Consider the following 16,651-nt stretch of genomic DNA (forward strand, 5'->3'; position numbering starts at 1 on the left):
AGAAAAAGGAAAAACAATGACAAAACGTGTAACGATTATTGATGTAAAAGACTATGTTGGTCAGGAAGTGACGATTGGCGCTTGGGTTGCCAACAAATCAGGAAAAGGGAAAATCGCCTTCTTGCAATTACGTGATGGAACAGCCTTCTTTCAAGGTGTAGCCTTTAAACCAAACTTTGTAGAAAAATATGGTGAAGAAGTGGGACTTGAGAAGTTTGATGTCATCAAACGCTTGAGCCAAGAAACTTCTGTTTATGTGACAGGTATTGTCAAAGAGGACGAACGTTCTAAATTTGGTTATGAGTTGGACATTACAGACATCGAAGTGATCGGTGAATCTCAAGACTACCCAATCACACCAAAAGAACACGGAACAGACTTCTTGATGGACAACCGTCACTTGTGGCTACGCTCTCGTAAGCAAGTGGCTGTGATGCAAATCCGTAACGCTATTATCTATGCAACTTATGAGTTCTTTGACAAGAACGGTTTCATGAAGTTTGACAGCCCAATTCTTTCAGGAAATGCAGCAGAAGATTCAACAGAACTCTTTGAAACTGACTACTTCGGAACGCCAGCCTACTTGAGCCAATCAGGTCAACTTTACCTAGAAGCTGGTGCTATGGCACTTGGTCGTGTCTTTGACTTTGGTCCAGTATTCCGTGCTGAAAAATCAAAAACGCGCCGTCACTTGACTGAGTTCTGGATGATGGACGCAGAGTACTCATACTTGACACATGATGAGTCGCTTGACTTGCAAGAAGCTTATGTAAAAGCTCTTCTACAAGGTGTTCTTGACCGTGCGCCTCAAGCCTTGGAAACCTTGGAACGTGATACAGAACTCTTGAAACGCTACATTGCAGAGCCATTCAAACGTATCACTTACGATCAAGCTATTGACCTCTTGCAAGAGCATGAAAATGATGAAGACGCTGACTATGAACATCTTGAGCATGGAGATGACTTTGGTTCACCACATGAAACTTGGATTTCAAACCACTTTGGTGTGCCAACTTTTGTTATGAACTATCCAGCAGCCATCAAGGCCTTCTATATGAAACCAGTTCCTGGAAATCCAGAGCGCGTGCTTTGTGCAGACTTGCTTGCTCCAGAAGGTTACGGAGAAATCATCGGTGGTTCTATGCGTGAGGAAGACTACGATGCATTAGTTGCTAAGATGGATGAACTTGGTATGGATCGTACAGAGTATGAATTCTACCTTGACCTTCGTAAATACGGTACAGTTCCACACGGAGGATTTGGTATCGGTATCGAGCGTATGGTAACCTTCGCAGCAGGAACAAAACATATCCGTGAAGCCATTCCATTCCCACGTATGTTGCACCGTATCAAACCGTAAGAACAGGAAAACGCCCATGTGGCGTTTTTTTTCATAGAAATCTCTGGAAGCGAAAGGAAATATTATCAGCTTTTATAAAAGGAGTTAAGTTTCTACGGTATGATTATGGCAATGCATTTTTGTTAATAGATAGAAACAAGCTATAAAGAAAACGGAATGAGTTAGTCTGAATACAAAGTATTAAAAATTAGAAAATCGCATACTATTGGGTATTTAAAATCTTGATTATATGCGCTTTTCGTGAAAATATTTACTCCCTATTCTTATAAAATTGAGTATTTTACTAGACTCATACTAATAGTTTTTTCAGAATAGAGTTACATATCCTAGTACATTGATGTCAGTGTTTAAAAACTTGTGCACGTTCTATTGTATCGAAGGCAATATTGGATTGAAACGATAAATATATGGAGATGAAACTTGAATTAATAATAGTCGTATGATATAATATTAAACGATATTGATAATTATTAGGCAACCCTTTTTAAAATGATAACCTCTTAATATTACTAAAAAATTTAAGGGGGGGGGGGGCTTTTTGTTTGTCTGTGTATTTCAATTCAATATTAAAAAACATGCATAAAGGAGGTTGAATCTCATGAAGAGAGGTCAACAAGATTTTAGAACTGAAAGATATCTTCGTTATGGTATTCGTAAGTATAGTTTTGGGGCGGCATCAGTAGCGATTGCAGCTGGTTTGATGTTCCTTGGAGCTGGTGCGGTATCAGCAACGGAAGTAGAAGGAGTTAATGAAACATCTTCAACAACGACTCCAACACCGACCATAGGCGATGAGGGTGCTAATCAAGATGCTAACTCATCTAAACCCAATACTTATGGTGCAGAGCCAGTACTAACTAGGGACGGTGGTGAAGATACTGCCTCATCTCAACCTAGCGCTGAGAATACCGAAGCAGTGGCAACTAGCTCCTCTGCAGAAACAGTTGCAGATAAGGCTGTTCTTAAGGATATAGTCTCTGAGTTGGAATTACGTTTGTCCAAGATCAATCGTACTAAAGTTCCGGTATCTACTATTGCAAATGCAGAGAAGGTACTGGAAGAAGCGAAAAGAATCCTTGCCAAAGAAAATGCAAGTCAATTAGAAGTGAACAAAATCGCTAAAGCCAGTCGTTCACAAGCTTCAATCATTGCAAGTATGCCTAAAGTTCTTGGAGAAACACCAGCTGCAGTGGAAAATAAGGTAGAAGCAACAACAGCTACCCCAACAGCAACTGAAGCTGAAAAACGAGTTGAGGCAGCAAATGCAGAGTTGGCAACAGTGCAAGAAGACCTTGCTCGCTACTTACCGCAAGCAGAGAAGTTGGCTACAGATTCTGTAGTGATAGAAAGTGCAAAAGCAACTCTTCAACTGATCAAATCAAGCCTTGTGGATGCAAATATCACAATCCCTGAACTTGAAAAACGTGTGCAAGAAGCAAAACGTGTACGCAACAGCCTTGTAAACCTTGTAACAGGCTCAAGCTCAGGTAGTCGTGATAGCCGTAATGGTCAAGAGATGAAAGAGGGAAGTCAGCTGCTAACAGCCAGCGACTATATTTCAACTCCAAATCCAAATGGGGATGGGACTTACACAATTAAAGCTAGCTCTCCAACAAAAGAGAATCATACAGGTAAAGATATTTATCAGTTCAATGCTACTGCAGCAAAAAATGGAGATCTCTCTACGTATGATATCGTTGGGGATATTACATCTTTAGAAGCAGTTGTTTATTCTAGTCAACGTTCAGGGACATATACGAATCCTGGAAACGCAGGTGGTGGAGTTAACAATAAAGGACGTATGGATTATCCCTTAACCAAGGAACAGGAAGAAGCCTTGGCAGAAGAGGCAGTTCTTTGGAAAGGTAAAAAACGTATAGACGGTTCGACGATTTCGGGTGGCAACAACGATATATATAAAGCGAATGGTGGATTTGAGTATCTAGCTACCCACATTTATCACTATACCTATGAGCAAGGTCAAGACCGCGTTTATATAGATAAAATCAAGGAACGTTTTGACCTAACAGATGCTGCTAAGGAAGCTGGTTGGACTATCTCAAAAGTTGCACCGGAAAACTTACCAAGTGGCTTAACATACAATGCTGCTACTGACACGATTGAGGGCAAGATTGTTGTAAGTAATATTGCAGATGGGGTATACGATACACGAACCTATGTGACTTATACCAATACCAAAACCAATGCAAGTGTTCGTGCATTTTACCGAAACTTACGTGGGGGTTGGATTGGTTGGCAAGATACTACACCACCAACCATAGAAAGTAATAATACAGTTCATAAAGGAACGGTCGGAGAAGAGATTGCACCTGTAGATATCCATTACAAGGATGAGTCAGGTTCCCGTGTAACCACTGCAAGTGGAAATGTTTCCTATACTTTGGCTAATGGTACAGATATCTCAATTCGCCACTCATATGGCAATGGGACTTCTGGAATTTCAGGAAATATCTCAACAAAGGGGTCAACGGTGGATACAGCTATCCCAGGTTTGACTTATAAACCAAACGCAGGGACTACTCCTATTACTGAAAATGGTAAAACTGTTGGCTATGATGGGAAGGGACTGATCTCTGGAACACCAACAAAGGCAGGTGTTTACCATGTGACTGCCTACGCGAAAGATTATAACCTTACAGACCGTGCAACTAATTACAGTTGGAATTATGATACACAAGAAGGTCGTGGAGAATTGACCTTTGTCATCGCACCTAAGGTAACGGTAAAGAACATAGCTACTTATGACAGCACCGTACCGGTTGAAATTTCAGATGGGGCAACCTATGCAGAAATTACAACACCAGATGGCTCCAAGACTATCTTAAAAAATAAGGCTGGCAAGTGGATTGTACAGGAGGGAACAACGAATACCGCGGTTTCTGTTGGAACTGAAGTTGGAACGGTAGGGAATGAATTTTCTCTATCAGTAAAACCTGAAGCGACGGCAGCAGCTGGAGTTTCTAAGATTTCTGTATATGCTAAAACTGAAAATGTTACGGCTAATCTCATGAGAACCAAGGTGGAGTTGAACTCTGCAACAAACGGTACGAAATATACAGCAAATCTAAACCCTAAATCAGGTCGTTATGAATTAGCTGACTCTGATGCAACGGTGCGAACAGAGTTAAATGATGGCAACGGTAATTACACAATCACCAAACGAGAAGTTTCAACCCGTGCTCAAACAGATGGCTCCATGAAGTTTGACTTGTACGAATATACCAGAACATACAATAATATGGACAAAGTGACGGCTGTTAACAGTGTTGATTTAACTGAGACAGTTTATAACAAGGAAAACACAGCAAACACTGCTACAGGTAATGGTATGTACATTACTGTTAAGTATGATAAAAATAGTGAGGAATGGTCAGCAAGCGATAAGTCTACAGTAAAAGCCCATAAGACTGGTGATGACACATGGAAAATTGAAACTAGTTCGGGTTATACTGGAACTGTTAAGGGAGTTATGGCTGAAAACACCAGCACTTCTACGATCATCAACTCGAAACCAACTGCTACTTCGAATTCTTACGAGAGTACCTTGAATACAACTGTTAACCTAATCGACCGCCCTGCAGCTGCTACTGGTGCTAGGGTGAGTGTCAGCGATGCTGAAGATAATAAGTTGGCTCTAAGTAACGCAGAGGCTACATTCAAGGAAAGTCATAAAACAAAAGTAACAAGCATTACTGTTACAGATCCAGATGGTAACACCGTGTTTGCATCGACTACATCTGGAGACGCAGACAACTATCCAACTGAAACATCTCTTAAATTGACAAAAGTTGGTGTGTATCGTGTTACTGTCAATGCTGTAGATAGTAATACAAACTTGGTTGATGGAACAGAGATTGGGGCTACGACTGCTGGTACAGATCATGGTGTAAACACATCCACAGCGACTACAACCTACACCATTACTGTTAAAGCTGGTATTGAAGGAACGCCTGAAACTACTAGCGATATTCAAGGAGCAGTTCAAAAAGGAACTCCAAGCTTCAATTTTGATGACGCAGAGAAAACAAAGATTTCTTCTACTACAAATGGTACAAAAGTTTATAGCTTAGAATCAACAAATGCTACAGATAATACAGGAGCTACTGTAGGTACTTATGCTATCGATAAGGATACAGGTGAAGTAACCTTTACCCCTAATCCAACATTTGTTGGAACACCAAATCCAGCCAAGGTGACTTTGACCTTGACAGTAGACGGAGTTGACCCATTAACATCTAAGGCGGATTACACACCAACAGTTATCGGAGTGAAACCAGAAGGAACTAAGATATCTTCAACAGATATTCAAGGGGAAATTCAAACAGGTAAACCAACCTTTACCCCAGGTTCTGCAGAAGTAAACGGAGCTAGAAAAACAGTCCCATTGAAGGCTGATAGCTATAAACTTCTTGATAGTACAGGTACAGAAGTAGCGGATGGCGCAACAACTCCAGCTTACGCTGCGGCAGATAATGGTAATGTTAAAGCTGGTGATGTGATTGGAACCTTCGGTATTGACAAGTCAACAGGTCTTGTGACATTCACACCAACCAATAAAGCTTATGTTGGAGCGGTAAAAGCTGTCCAAGTAGTTGTTTCAGATAACAATGGTACGCAACCAGAAAATGATAAACGTGGTGAATACACACCAAACATTCTAGGTGTTACCCCAACTGCTAGCGAAGCTTCAACTACAGGGATTCAGGGAGCTGTTCAAAAATCTGAAGTTGTTCTTAACGCCAAAGATGAAAATGTAAATACCTTGAACTTTAGCAAAGGAAGTGAGACTGTAAATGGAACTGAAAAATCTGTTGCTTTAAATGAAACTACTCTGACTCTAGTAGGAGCTGATGGTGAAGGTAAAGTATCGGTAGCTGGTCAAGGAACATACTCTATCGTAAAAGAAGACGGTAAGTCTTATGTTCAATTCACCCCGGTAGCCACTTATACAGGAAATGTAACTCCAGTAACCGTGAAAATTGCTGATGCTAATGGAACTGAAGTAACCACAACCTATACTCCTAAGATTGTTGGAGTGAAACCAAGTGCAGAATCTTCTAAGACAACTGGAATTCAAGGCGAAACTCAAACCTCTGCTATTAAATTTGACGCAGCAGACACAGATGATACAACTGTAAACTTTGCAAAAGGAACTGCGATTATAAATAGTGAGTCTAAATCAGTCGAACTAGATAAAACATCTGTGAAGCTAGTAGGTGCAGAAAACGGAACTGTTAATGGTGACGGTAGCGTTACTGTAGCGAATCAGGGTACTTATAAGCTTGTTAAAGATGCAACTGGAGCCAATGCTGTTACCTTTACTCCTCTTGCTACATTTACTGGAAAAGCACATCCTGTAACAGTAAGTATTACTGATACCAATGGAACTGAAGCAACAACAACCTACACTCCAAGCGTCACGCCTGTTAAAGCTTCAGCTGAACCTGCAACGTCTACTGGAACTCAAGGTTCAACTCAAAGTGGTACTCCAATTTACACAGCTCCAGAAGCTGGTACGGGTGTTACCGTCACTCCAAGTTATACTTTGGATAACGATTCAACTACTAAAACTGTAGATGGTGTTGGTACTTATACAATTGATACAACTGGTAAAGTAACCTTTGTTCCCGTAGCTAGCTATGTATCAAGTGATGCTAATAAGACAAGTGTAGGAGTAAAAGTTACTTATAGATTAGAGACTGCAGATCAGTCGCAGGCAACAATCACCTCTGAAACAACCTATACTCCAACAGTAAATCCTGTAACCTCTGCAGGAAATGATGTTGCAACGACAAACATCCAAGGTCATGCCCAAAAATCAACAGATGAAGGGAAAACTCTGACTTATACTATTTCTGATACTAGTCATATCACAGCACGCACTTATGCATTGGAAGGTGCAGATAATGATGGTAAAGTAGTGGTAGAGAATGTTGGAACCTACACAGTAGACGATAAAGGTCAGGTAACCTTTGTACCAGTGCCATCTTATGTAGGAACGCCGACTCCTGTGACAGTTGTTGAATCAGCGGTTTTAACTTCTGATGATAAGACTACAGCAATTATCACAACTAAGTCAATGTACACCCCAACGGTAACAGATGTGACCCCAACAGGTGCTTCATCGGCTACTGAAGGAGCTCGTGGAACTGTTCAAACATCTCCTGTAGTATTTGATACGCCAGATCAGGATAATACAACAGTAAACTTTAATAAAGGCAATGAAGAAGTTGAGCTTGATAAATCTACTCTGACATTAGTTGATAAAACTGGTAAAGAAGTGAAAGAAGTTGTAGTTCCAGGAGAAGGAACATATGTACTGAAGGATGGAGTCGTTGAATTTACACCAGAAAAAGATTTCGTAGGGAAAACTTCTGGAGTAACAGTTCAAGTGAAAGACGTCAATGGCAAAGTAGTTTCTGAAACTTATACTCCAACTGTTCGCCCAGATACTAGATATGTAGTTATTGAAAAAGATGGCAAAGAAACAGATTTACTTCCACCTAAAGATGGAACTAAACCTTCAGAACAAATTCCAGGATATAATGTTGTTAGAACTGAAATTGATGAAAAAGGAAATACAAAACACATCTACGAAAAAGTAAGTACCTTCTTCAAAGATAAAGAAGGTAAGGAAATTCCGAACTATCCAAGTGAACCAGGAACAGTCGATAAGAAAGATATTCCAGAGTACCGCTTCGTAGAAACGAAGAAATTACCAAATGGTGACACAGAACACATCTACGAAAAAGTAACAACTTTCTTTAAAGACAAAGAAGGTAAGGAAATTCCAAACTATCCAAGTGAGCCAGGCACAGTCGATAAGAAAGACATTCCAGAGTACCGCTTCGTAGAAACTAAGAAATTACCAAACGGTGATACAGAACACATCTACGAAAAAGTAACAACTTTCTTTAAAGACAAAGAAGGTAAGGAAATTCCAAACTATCCAAGTGAGCCAGGTACAGTAGATAAGAAAGACATTCCAGAATACCGCTTCGTAGAAACTAAGAAATTACCAAATGGTGACACAGAACACATCTACGAAAAAGTAACAACTTTCTTTAAAGACAAAGAAGGTAAGGAAATTCCAAACTATCCAAGTGAGCCAGGTACAGTAGATAAGAAAGACATTCCAGAATACCGCTTCGTAGAAACTAAGAAATTACCAAATGGTGACACAGAACACATCTATGAAAAAGTAATAACTTTCTTTAAAGACAAAGAAGGTAAGGAAATTCCAAACTATCCAAGTGAGCCAGGCACAGTCGATAAGAAAGATATTCCAGAGTACCGCTTCGTAGAAACTAAGAAATTACCAAACGGTGATACAGAACACATCTACGAAAAAGTAACACCACCAGCTCCAACACCTTCACCTGTTCCTCAACCAAATCCAGGTAAGCAAAATACAACTACTTGGACTGATGAGGGTGGAAATCCATTGAAACCAACTGAGCCAGGTTCTAAAGAACCGGGAACAATTCCAGGTTACGAATATGTGAAGACTGTGACAGATTCAAATGGAAATATCAGACATATCTTCCGCAAAGTTGAGATGCCAATTCCAACACCGGTTGAACCGACTCAACCAGCACAACCGGTAGAGCCAGCAACTCCAGCAATACCTGAACAGCCAGCTAAACCTCAAATGCCAGCAACACCTAAATATGTTGATGGTCAAAAAGAATTGCCTAACACAGGTACAGAAGCTAACGCTAGCCTCGCAGCGCTTGGATTTCTTGGAGCCCTAGGTGGATTTGGACTTCTTGCTCGCAAGAAAAAAGAAGACTAAAAACTTATAGTTTTTGAGAAGATGATTCGTCATCTTCTTTTTTTATTTAGGTGTTTTTACTTGCGTAAAAAAATATTTTCTAGTATAATAGTTTATTGTGAGCGAACCTCACTTACCCCTTGCAAAGTCTTGGGGTCATTAGACCAAAAGGAGGAACATATCAATGGCTAAATACGAAATTCTTTATATCATTCGTCCAAACATTGAAGAAGAAGCTAAAAACGCTTTGGTAGCACGTTTTGACTCTATTTTGACTGACAACGGTGCAACTGTTGTTGAATCAAAAACTTGGGAAAAACGTCGTCTTGCATACGAAATCCAAGATTTCCGTGAAGGACTTTACCACATCGTTAACGTTGAAGCAAACGACGATGCAGCTCTTAAAGAGTTTGACCGTCTTTCAAAAATCAACGCTGACATTCTTCGTCACATGATCGTCAAAATTGACGCGTAAGAAGGTAAACTATGATTAACAATGTTGTACTTGTAGGGCGTATGACACGTGATGCTGAGTTGCGTTATACCCCATCAAATGTAGCAGTTGCGACTTTTACTCTTGCAGTAAACCGTACATTTAAGAGTCAAAATGGCGAACGTGAGGCTGATTTTATCAATGTCGTTATGTGGCGCCAACAGGCTGAAAACCTTGCTAACTGGGCTAAAAAAGGCTCACTTATCGGGGTGACAGGTCGTATCCAGACTCGTAGTTACGATAACCAGCAAGGACAACGTGTCTACGTGACAGAGGTCGTGGCTGAGAATTTCCAAATGTTGGAAAGCCGTAGTGTGCGTGAAGGTCATACAGGTGGAGCTTACTCTGCCCCAACTGCAAACTATTCAGCACCTACAAATTCAGTACCAGACTTTTCACGTGATGAAAATCCATTTGGAGCAACAAATCCATTGGATATTTCAGATGATGATTTACCATTCTAATGGACAACTAAAATTATAAAGGAGAAAAAACATGGCTCAACAACGTCGTGGCGGATTCAAACGCCGTAAAAAAGTTGATTACATCGCAGCAAACAAAATTGAATATGTTGATTACAAAGATACTGAGCTTCTTAGCCGTTTCGTTTCAGAACGTGGGAAAATCCTTCCTCGTCGTGTAACAGGAACTTCAGCTAAAAACCAACGTAAAGTAACAACAGCTATCAAACGCGCTCGCGTAATGGCTTTGATGCCTTTCGTAAACGAAGATTAAAAAAGAGGTCCGGGTGGACCTCTTTTTCAGACCCCTACGGGTCTTTTTTCACGAGATAGTTTTTTTCTGACCTTGGCGTGCTATAATAGTAATAGAAAGAGTAAAGGTGGGTAAGTCAAAGATGAATTGTACGATTAGAAATATGATTAAGTCTGATATTGAGTCCTTATCTCATGGCTTTATGAATCAAGGTTGGCCTGGTAGAGAGGAAATTTTGGCTAGATATTTTCTGGAACAGGAAAGTGGGGAGAGAGAAGTCTTAGTTGCAGAGATTGATGGTGCTGTAGCGGGCTACGTTACCATTTTACCTTTGGCTAAACATGGTCCTTTTGCAGAAGTCTATCCAGAATTATCAGATTTTAATGTGTTTGAGCCTTTTCGAAATCAAGGGATTGGGAGTCAACTGCTAGAAGAAGCAGAAAAACGAGTCAAGTTTGTTTCGAGTAAGGTCACTCTTGGTGTAGGTTTACACTTAGGCTATGGCCCTGCCCAGAGATTGTACATCAAACGAGGCTATATTCCAGATGGGACAGGTGTCTGGTATCGAAATCAACCCTTGGAAATGAATGCTACTATTCAAAATAATGATGATTTAGTTCTGTACTTATCCAAGAAGTTCGAATAAGAGATAGCGAATTTCTTTGAAAATAGGGGATTTAGCTACTTTATGGTATAATGGAAAGAGTTAGATTGAAAGAGGTAGTGAGATGGATGCGAAATTAAGATACAAGGCAAAAAAGATTAAGATTGTCTTTTTTGATATTGATGATACCTTGCGGAATTCAAAGACTGGTTTTATTCCGTCTTCAATCCCAGCTGTTTTTAAGCAATTACGTGAGAAAGGAATTTTGACAGGTATTGCTTCTGGACGAGGGATTTTTGGTGTCGTTCCGGAGATTCGTGACCTCAAGCCTGACTTTTTTGTGACCTTAAATGGGGCTTATATCGAAGATAAAAAAGGTCAGGTTATTTATCAACATCAGATTGAGAAGTCAGATGTTGAGGAATATATCTCTTGGGCCAAGCAAGAGGGAATTGAGTATGGCTTGGTTGGGAGTCATGATGCCAAGTTGTCGACTCGCACCGATATGATTAGTGAAGCGATCAATCCAATTTACCCCGATTTAGATGTAGATCCTAATTTTCATGAAAAAGTAGATATTTATCAGATGTGGACTTTTGAAGATAAGGGAGATGACTTGCACTTGCCTGACAGTCTCTCTGACAAACTTCGCATGGTTCGTTGGCATGAGCATTCGTCTGATATTGTGCCGATTTCAGGCTCCAAAGCGATGGGTGTGGAAAAGGTTGTGGAACACCTAGGCTTGAAACCAGAGAACGTCATGGTTTTTGGAGATGGGCTCAACGACTTGGAACTCTTTGATTATGCTGGAATCAGCGTTGCAATGGGAATTTCTCATGATAAGATCAAAGAAAAAGCAGATTATATTACAAAAACACTAGAAGAAGATGGCATTTTTGATGCCTTAGAAGGATTTGGTATGGTAGAAAAAGAATTGCATTTCCCACAAGTAGACATTGAAACAGTAGAAGGTCCTCTCGCGACTATTAAGACCAATCACGGGGACTTACGTATCAAGCTCTTCCCAGAGCATGCTCATAAAACAGTGGCTAACTTTGTTGCGCTTTCAAAAGATGGCTACTATGATGGGGTCATTTTCCACCGTATTATCAAGGACTTTATGATCCAAGGTGGAGACCCAACTGGAACTGGTATGGGTGGCGAGTCAATCTACGGCGAATCATTTGAGGATGAATTCTCAGAAGAACTTTACAATATCCGTGGTGCTCTTTCCATGGCCAATGCTGGTCCAAATACCAACGGTAGCCAGTTCTTTATCGTGCAAAACCAACACCTACCTTATTCTAAGAAAGAAATTGCTCGTGGTGGTTGGCCAGAACCGATTGCGGAAATCTATGCCAACCAAGGAGGAACTCCTCACCTAGACCGCCGTCACACGGTTTTTGGACAGTTAGCTGATGAAGCTTCTTACGTTGTCTTGGATGCCATTGCTGCTGTTGAGACGGGGGCGATGGACAAGCCAGTTGAAGATGTTGTGATTGAAACAATTGAAATCGAGGACTAAGATGAAAATCGGTGATAAGCTAAAGGGTCGTATTACAGGGATTCAGCCCTACGGTGCCTTTGTTGAGCTAGAGACGGGTGATACGGGGCTGATTCACATTTCAGAGATTCGAACAGGCTTTATTGAAAATATTCATGAAGCCTTGAAAGTCGATGAAGAGGTTCAGATTCAGGTAGTAGATTTAGATGAATTTACAGGGAAAGCCAGTCTTTCTATCCGCACTTTGGAGGAAGAAAAGCACCAGTTTCCGAGACGGAGACGCTTTTCAAGCGACCGTTTTAACTACGGCTTTGCGCCTCTTAAACGAATGATGCCAATTTGGACTAGAGAAGCCCTGCACCATTTAAAAAAGAAGAAGTAGTTTAGAATTTTATATTTTTTGTAATGTTAATATAAATCTGCTATAATAGAACCATGGAAGAAGAACAATTATTAAAATCAGGGGAGCGAATTAACCAGCTCTTCTCAACAGATATCAAAATTATTCAAAATAGAGAGGTTTTTAGCTATTCGGTGGATAGTGTTCTCTTGTCACGTTTTCCACGTTTTCCTAAAAAGGGCTTGATTGTGGATTTCTGCGCTGGGAATGGAGCAGTGGGGCTATTTGCTAGCACTCGTACTCAAGCACAGATTTTGGCTGTTGAGATTCAGGAGCGTTTGGCGGATATGGCTGAACGCTCTGTCCGTTTGAATGGTTTGGAAGAGCAGATGCAGGTCATCTGTGATGATTTGAAAAATATGCCTGCTTACATCCAGGGAAGTAAGGTGGATATGATTTTGTGTAATCCGCCCTATTTCAAGGTGGATCCTCATTCAAACCTGAACGAGAGTGAACATTATCTCTTGGCGCGCCATGAAATCACGACCAATTTGCAGGAAATCTGTCGTAGTGCCCAGAGTATTCTCAAGTCTAATGGACGGTTGGCTATGGTTCATCGTCCTGACCGACTCTTGGACATTCTGGATATGTTGCAACGGCATAATCTAGCCCCTAAGCGCCTGCAGTTTGTTTATCCAAAGCGGGAAAAAGAAGCCAATATGCTCTTGATTGAGGCTATCAAGGATGGCTCGACAAGTGGCTTTAAGGTCTTGCCACCTCTCATTGTCCACAATGATGATGGCTCTTATACGCCGGAACTCGAAGAGATTTATTATGGATCATAAGGCTTATATGTACGTGCTGGAGTGTCGTGACGGATCCTACTATACAGGTTATACGACTGATGTGAGAAGACGCCTCGCTGTCCACAATGGTGGGAAGGGAGCCAAATACACACGAGCACGCTTGCCAGTGAAACTTATTTATGCTCAAGGTTTTGCCAGTAAGGAAGAAGCCATGTCGGCTGAAGCCCTTCTCAAGCGTAAGACGAGGCCACAGAAGGAAAGATTTTTATCTGAAAATCAAGATAGAAATTTACTTATACTAAATGAAAATTAAAGAGCAAACTAGGAAGCTAGCCGTAGGTTGCTCAAAGCACTGCNNAGAACTGACGAAGTCAGTACCCATACCTACGGCAAGGCGAAGCTGACGTGGTTTGAAGAGATTTTCGAAGAGTATCAGTTATTTTGAAGAATCGTGAGGAGTCCTTTGACTCCTCTTACTTTTGTCAAAAAGCGAAAAAAATGCTACAATAAAGAGAATAAACAAAATGAGGTATTATCATGTCTAAGATTCTAGTATTTGGTCACCAAAATCCAGACTCAGATGCCATCGGGTCATCTGTAGCCTTTGCCTACCTTGCAAAAGAAGCTTACGGTTTGGATACGGAAGCTGTTGCTCTTGGAACTCCAAATGAAGAAACAGCCTTTGTCTTGAACTATTTTGGTGTGGAAGCACCGCGTGTTATCACTTCTGCTAAAGCAGAAGGCGCAGAGCAAGTTATCTTGACTGACCACAATGAATTCCAACAATCTGTATCAGATATCGCTGAAGTAGAAGTTTATGGTGTTGTAGACCACCACCGTGTGGCTAACTTTGAAACTGCAAGCCCACTTTACATGCGTTTGGAGCCAGTTGGTTCAGCGTCTTCAATCGTTTACCGTATGTTCAAAGAACATGGTGTGGCTGTGCCTAAAGAGATTGCTGGTTTGATGCTTTCAGGTTTGATTTCAGATACCCTTCTTTTGAAATCACCAACAACACACTCAACAGATACAGTCATTGCTCCTGAATTGGCTGAATTAGCTGGTGTCAACTTGGAAGAATATGGTTTGGCTATGTTGAAAGCTGGTACAAACTTGGCTAGCAAATCTGCTGAAGAATTGATTGACATCGATGCTAAAACTTTTGAATTGAACGGAAATAATGTCCGTGTTGCCCAAGTGAACACAGTTGACATCGCTGAAGTCTTGGAACGTCAAGCAGAAATTGAAGCTGCAATGCAAGCTGCTAACGAAGCAAACGGCTACTCTGACTTTGTCTTGATGATTACAGACATCGTCAACTCAAACTCAGAAATCTTAGCTCTTGGTACCAATATGGGCAAAGTCGAAGCAGCTTTCAACTTCAAACTTGAAAACAATCATGCTTTTCTTGCTGGTGCTGTTTCACGTAAGAAACAAGTGGTACCTCAATTGACTGAAAGCTTTAATGCTTAAGATTTTGAGTGTTAATTCAAATTAGGAAAGGCTAGTTTGCCTTATATCGAAAGGAGTTTCGGCTCCTTTTTTTCTAGGAGTGAAGCATGTTAGAAAATGGCGATTTGATTTTTGTGAGAGATGAGTCAGATATGGGACAGGCCATCCAGACTTCCACAGGCAACTATAACCATGTTGCCATTTATTTGGATGGGATGATTTACCATTCTAGTGGACAGGCTGGTGTTGTCTGTCAAGAACCGGCAGACTTCTTTGAATCTGATAACTTGTACGACCTCTATGTCTACCCAGAAATGGATATTCAGTCGGTGAAGGAAAGAGCTTGCAAACATCTGGGAGCTTCTTATAATGCTTCTTTCTATCGAGATGGAGCTGGTTTTTACTGTTCCCAGTACATGGCAGAAATTCTCCCCATTTTTGAAAACATACCTATGAAATTTGGGGATGGGGAGCAGGAGATTAGTGATTTTTGGAGAGAATATTACAGAGAACTAGGTCTGCCTGTTCCTCTGAACCAAGCTGGGACCAATCCCAGTCAGTTGGCAGCATCGCCTCTGTTAAAATGTAAAGAAAGGAATCTTCATGATTCAGATTTTTAATCCATCTCGTTTGACGAGACAGCCATTTTTTGGAGAATTGATCCGCTATCTGGACCAGCATGAGGATGTGATTTTACGAGAAATTAAGGCTCAATTTCCAGATGTGGCAGTTGATAAACTCATGGAAGAGTATATAAAGGCTGGCTTGATTCGTCGGGAAAATAAGCGCTATTACCTCAATTTTCCTATGCTTAAAACACTCGATAGTCTCGAACTGGATCAAGAGATTTTTGTTAGAGAAGCTAGTCCAATTTATCAAACTTTGTTGGAGAAGAGTTTTGAGACGGAATTGCGCAATCAAACCAATGCAGCTATTTTAGTTGAAAAGACGGACTTTGCGCGCACTAAAATGACCCTGTCTAATTATTTCTACAAGGTCAAAAATCAGTATCCTTTGACAGAAAAACAGCAGGAACTCTATGCCATTTTGGGAGATGTCAATCCTGAGTATGCCCTCAAATATATGACGACTTTTTTGCTAAAATTTCTTAAAAAAGATCAGCTTATGCAGAAACGTCGTGACATCTTTGTGGACAGTTTAGTTGTCCTAGGTTATATTGTCCAAAATGCAGATGGAAAGTATGAGTTGGCTATCGATTTTGATAAGGAAAAATTAACTTTCTATTTAGTGTGATTGCTTTTTCTGAGCACATTGTTTGACTTTATCTATCGATAAGTTTATACTAATGTAACCGATAACACATATCGGAATAAGACTAAAGGAGACAATCATATGTCACTTGAAAACAAATTGGAACAAGCAACAGGCGCTGTCAAAGAAGGTTTTGGTAAAGTTACTGGAGACAGCAAGACAGAACTTGAAGGAGCTGTTGAAAAAACAGTTGCTAAGGCAAAAGACGTTGTAGAAGACGCTAAAGGTGCTGTAGAAGGTGCCGTTGAAGGTTTGAAAAACGTTTTTACTAAATAATAGTAAAAAATCAAGGGTTTCATTTTCCCTTGATT

At 40.6% G+C, this 16,651-nt stretch carries 14 protein-coding genes; all 14 read left to right on the forward strand.

Translation table 11 applies throughout. From position 1 onward, the window contains the following. Positions 1-16: 16 nt before the first annotated feature. The 14 genes from asnS to HT697_RS03585 all read left to right on the forward strand — a co-directional run bounded on the left by asnS (position 17) and on the right by HT697_RS03585 (position 16,616). Positions 17-1,360 carry an asparagine--tRNA ligase gene (asnS, locus tag HT697_RS03520; RefSeq protein ID WP_084923122.1) on the forward strand — a complete coding sequence of 448 codons (1,344 nt, stop codon included), beginning with the start codon at positions 17-19 and terminating at the stop codon, positions 1,358-1,360. A gap of 598 nt (positions 1,361-1,958) precedes the next feature. Next, entirely contained in the window at positions 1,959-9,176 is a 7,218-nt protein-coding gene (locus tag HT697_RS03525) for a YSIRK-type signal peptide-containing protein (protein ID WP_173262120.1), read from the forward strand. A gap of 163 nt (positions 9,177-9,339) precedes the next feature. After that, entirely contained in the window at positions 9,340-9,630 is a 291-nt protein-coding gene (gene rpsF / locus HT697_RS03530; protein WP_001151785.1) for a 30S ribosomal protein S6, read from the forward strand. A gap of 11 nt (positions 9,631-9,641) precedes the next feature. After that, the gene (gene ssbA / locus HT697_RS03535; RefSeq protein ID WP_000609606.1) at positions 9,642-10,112 is read left to right on the forward strand and encodes a single-stranded DNA-binding protein SsbA; all 471 of its coding nucleotides are present in this window, start codon (positions 9,642-9,644) and stop codon (positions 10,110-10,112) included. 31 nt (positions 10,113-10,143) lie between these two features. After that, positions 10,144-10,383 (forward strand): 30S ribosomal protein S18, encoded by a 240-nt coding sequence (gene rpsR / locus HT697_RS03540; RefSeq protein WP_000068664.1) that lies wholly within the window; start codon positions 10,144-10,146, stop codon positions 10,381-10,383. A gap of 121 nt (positions 10,384-10,504) precedes the next feature. Beyond that, the gene (locus tag HT697_RS03545; protein WP_173234695.1) at positions 10,505-11,008 is read left to right on the forward strand and encodes a GNAT family N-acetyltransferase; all 504 of its coding nucleotides are present in this window, start codon (positions 10,505-10,507) and stop codon (positions 11,006-11,008) included. A gap of 82 nt (positions 11,009-11,090) precedes the next feature. After that, positions 11,091-12,491, forward strand: coding sequence for a bifunctional Cof-type HAD-IIB family hydrolase/peptidylprolyl isomerase (locus HT697_RS03550; protein WP_173262123.1), 1,401 nt, complete (start codon positions 11,091-11,093; stop codon positions 12,489-12,491). A gap of 1 nt (position 12,492) precedes the next feature. After that, positions 12,493-12,852, forward strand: coding sequence for a S1 RNA-binding domain-containing protein (locus HT697_RS03555; RefSeq protein ID WP_173262126.1), 360 nt, complete (start codon positions 12,493-12,495; stop codon positions 12,850-12,852). Between the two features lie 53 nt (positions 12,853-12,905). Further along, entirely contained in the window at positions 12,906-13,655 is a 750-nt protein-coding gene (locus tag HT697_RS03560) for a tRNA1(Val) (adenine(37)-N6)-methyltransferase (RefSeq protein ID WP_042901322.1), read from the forward strand. Further along, positions 13,645-13,929, forward strand: a complete 285-nt coding sequence (locus tag HT697_RS03565) for a GIY-YIG nuclease family protein (RefSeq protein ID WP_173262129.1) — start codon at positions 13,645-13,647, stop codon at positions 13,927-13,929. The genes HT697_RS03560 and HT697_RS03565 overlap by 11 nt, the downstream gene beginning before the upstream one ends. 224 nt (positions 13,930-14,153) lie before the next feature. Then, on the forward strand, positions 14,154-15,089 hold the full coding sequence (locus HT697_RS03570) for a manganese-dependent inorganic pyrophosphatase (protein WP_173262132.1): 936 nt from the start codon (positions 14,154-14,156) through the stop codon (positions 15,087-15,089). Positions 15,090-15,175: 86 nt separating this feature from the next. Then, on the forward strand, positions 15,176-15,688 hold the full coding sequence (locus HT697_RS03575) for a YiiX/YebB-like N1pC/P60 family cysteine hydrolase (RefSeq protein ID WP_173262135.1): 513 nt from the start codon (positions 15,176-15,178) through the stop codon (positions 15,686-15,688). Next, the gene (locus HT697_RS03580; RefSeq protein ID WP_173262138.1) at positions 15,672-16,322 is read left to right on the forward strand and encodes a DUF1803 domain-containing protein; all 651 of its coding nucleotides are present in this window, start codon (positions 15,672-15,674) and stop codon (positions 16,320-16,322) included. Before HT697_RS03575 ends, HT697_RS03580 begins: the two co-directional genes overlap by 17 nt. Positions 16,323-16,421: 99 nt before the next feature. Beyond that, positions 16,422-16,616: a CsbD family protein gene (locus HT697_RS03585; protein WP_000051195.1), complete on the forward strand. Its 195-nt coding sequence runs from the start codon at positions 16,422-16,424 to the stop codon at positions 16,614-16,616. Positions 16,617-16,651 lie beyond the last annotated feature (35 nt).

The organism is Streptococcus sp. 1621 (assembly GCF_013276615.1).
Classification (GTDB): domain Bacteria; phylum Bacillota; class Bacilli; order Lactobacillales; family Streptococcaceae; genus Streptococcus.

Excerpts from the sequence above, each read along its gene's own strand:
- asnS (WP_084923122.1), top strand. The coding sequence starts at position 17 with ATGACAAAACGTGTAACGATTATTGATGTAAAAGACTATGTTGGTCAG.
- HT697_RS03525 (WP_173262120.1), top strand. The coding sequence starts at position 1,959 with ATGAAGAGAGGTCAACAAGATTTTAGAACTGAAAGATATCTTCGTTAT.
- rpsF (WP_001151785.1), top strand. The coding sequence starts at position 9,340 with ATGGCTAAATACGAAATTCTTTATATCATTCGTCCAAACATTGAAGAA.
- ssbA (WP_000609606.1), top strand. The coding sequence starts at position 9,642 with ATGATTAACAATGTTGTACTTGTAGGGCGTATGACACGTGATGCTGAG.
- rpsR (WP_000068664.1), top strand. The coding sequence starts at position 10,144 with ATGGCTCAACAACGTCGTGGCGGATTCAAACGCCGTAAAAAAGTTGAT.
- HT697_RS03545 (WP_173234695.1), top strand. The coding sequence starts at position 10,505 with ATGAATTGTACGATTAGAAATATGATTAAGTCTGATATTGAGTCCTTA.
- HT697_RS03550 (WP_173262123.1), top strand. The coding sequence starts at position 11,091 with ATGGATGCGAAATTAAGATACAAGGCAAAAAAGATTAAGATTGTCTTT.
- HT697_RS03555 (WP_173262126.1), top strand. The coding sequence starts at position 12,493 with ATGAAAATCGGTGATAAGCTAAAGGGTCGTATTACAGGGATTCAGCCC.
- HT697_RS03560 (WP_042901322.1), top strand. The coding sequence starts at position 12,906 with ATGGAAGAAGAACAATTATTAAAATCAGGGGAGCGAATTAACCAGCTC.
- HT697_RS03565 (WP_173262129.1), top strand. The coding sequence starts at position 13,645 with ATGGATCATAAGGCTTATATGTACGTGCTGGAGTGTCGTGACGGATCC.
- HT697_RS03570 (WP_173262132.1), top strand. The coding sequence starts at position 14,154 with ATGTCTAAGATTCTAGTATTTGGTCACCAAAATCCAGACTCAGATGCC.
- HT697_RS03575 (WP_173262135.1), top strand. The coding sequence starts at position 15,176 with ATGTTAGAAAATGGCGATTTGATTTTTGTGAGAGATGAGTCAGATATG.
- HT697_RS03580 (WP_173262138.1), top strand. The coding sequence starts at position 15,672 with ATGATTCAGATTTTTAATCCATCTCGTTTGACGAGACAGCCATTTTTT.
- HT697_RS03585 (WP_000051195.1), top strand. The coding sequence starts at position 16,422 with ATGTCACTTGAAAACAAATTGGAACAAGCAACAGGCGCTGTCAAAGAA.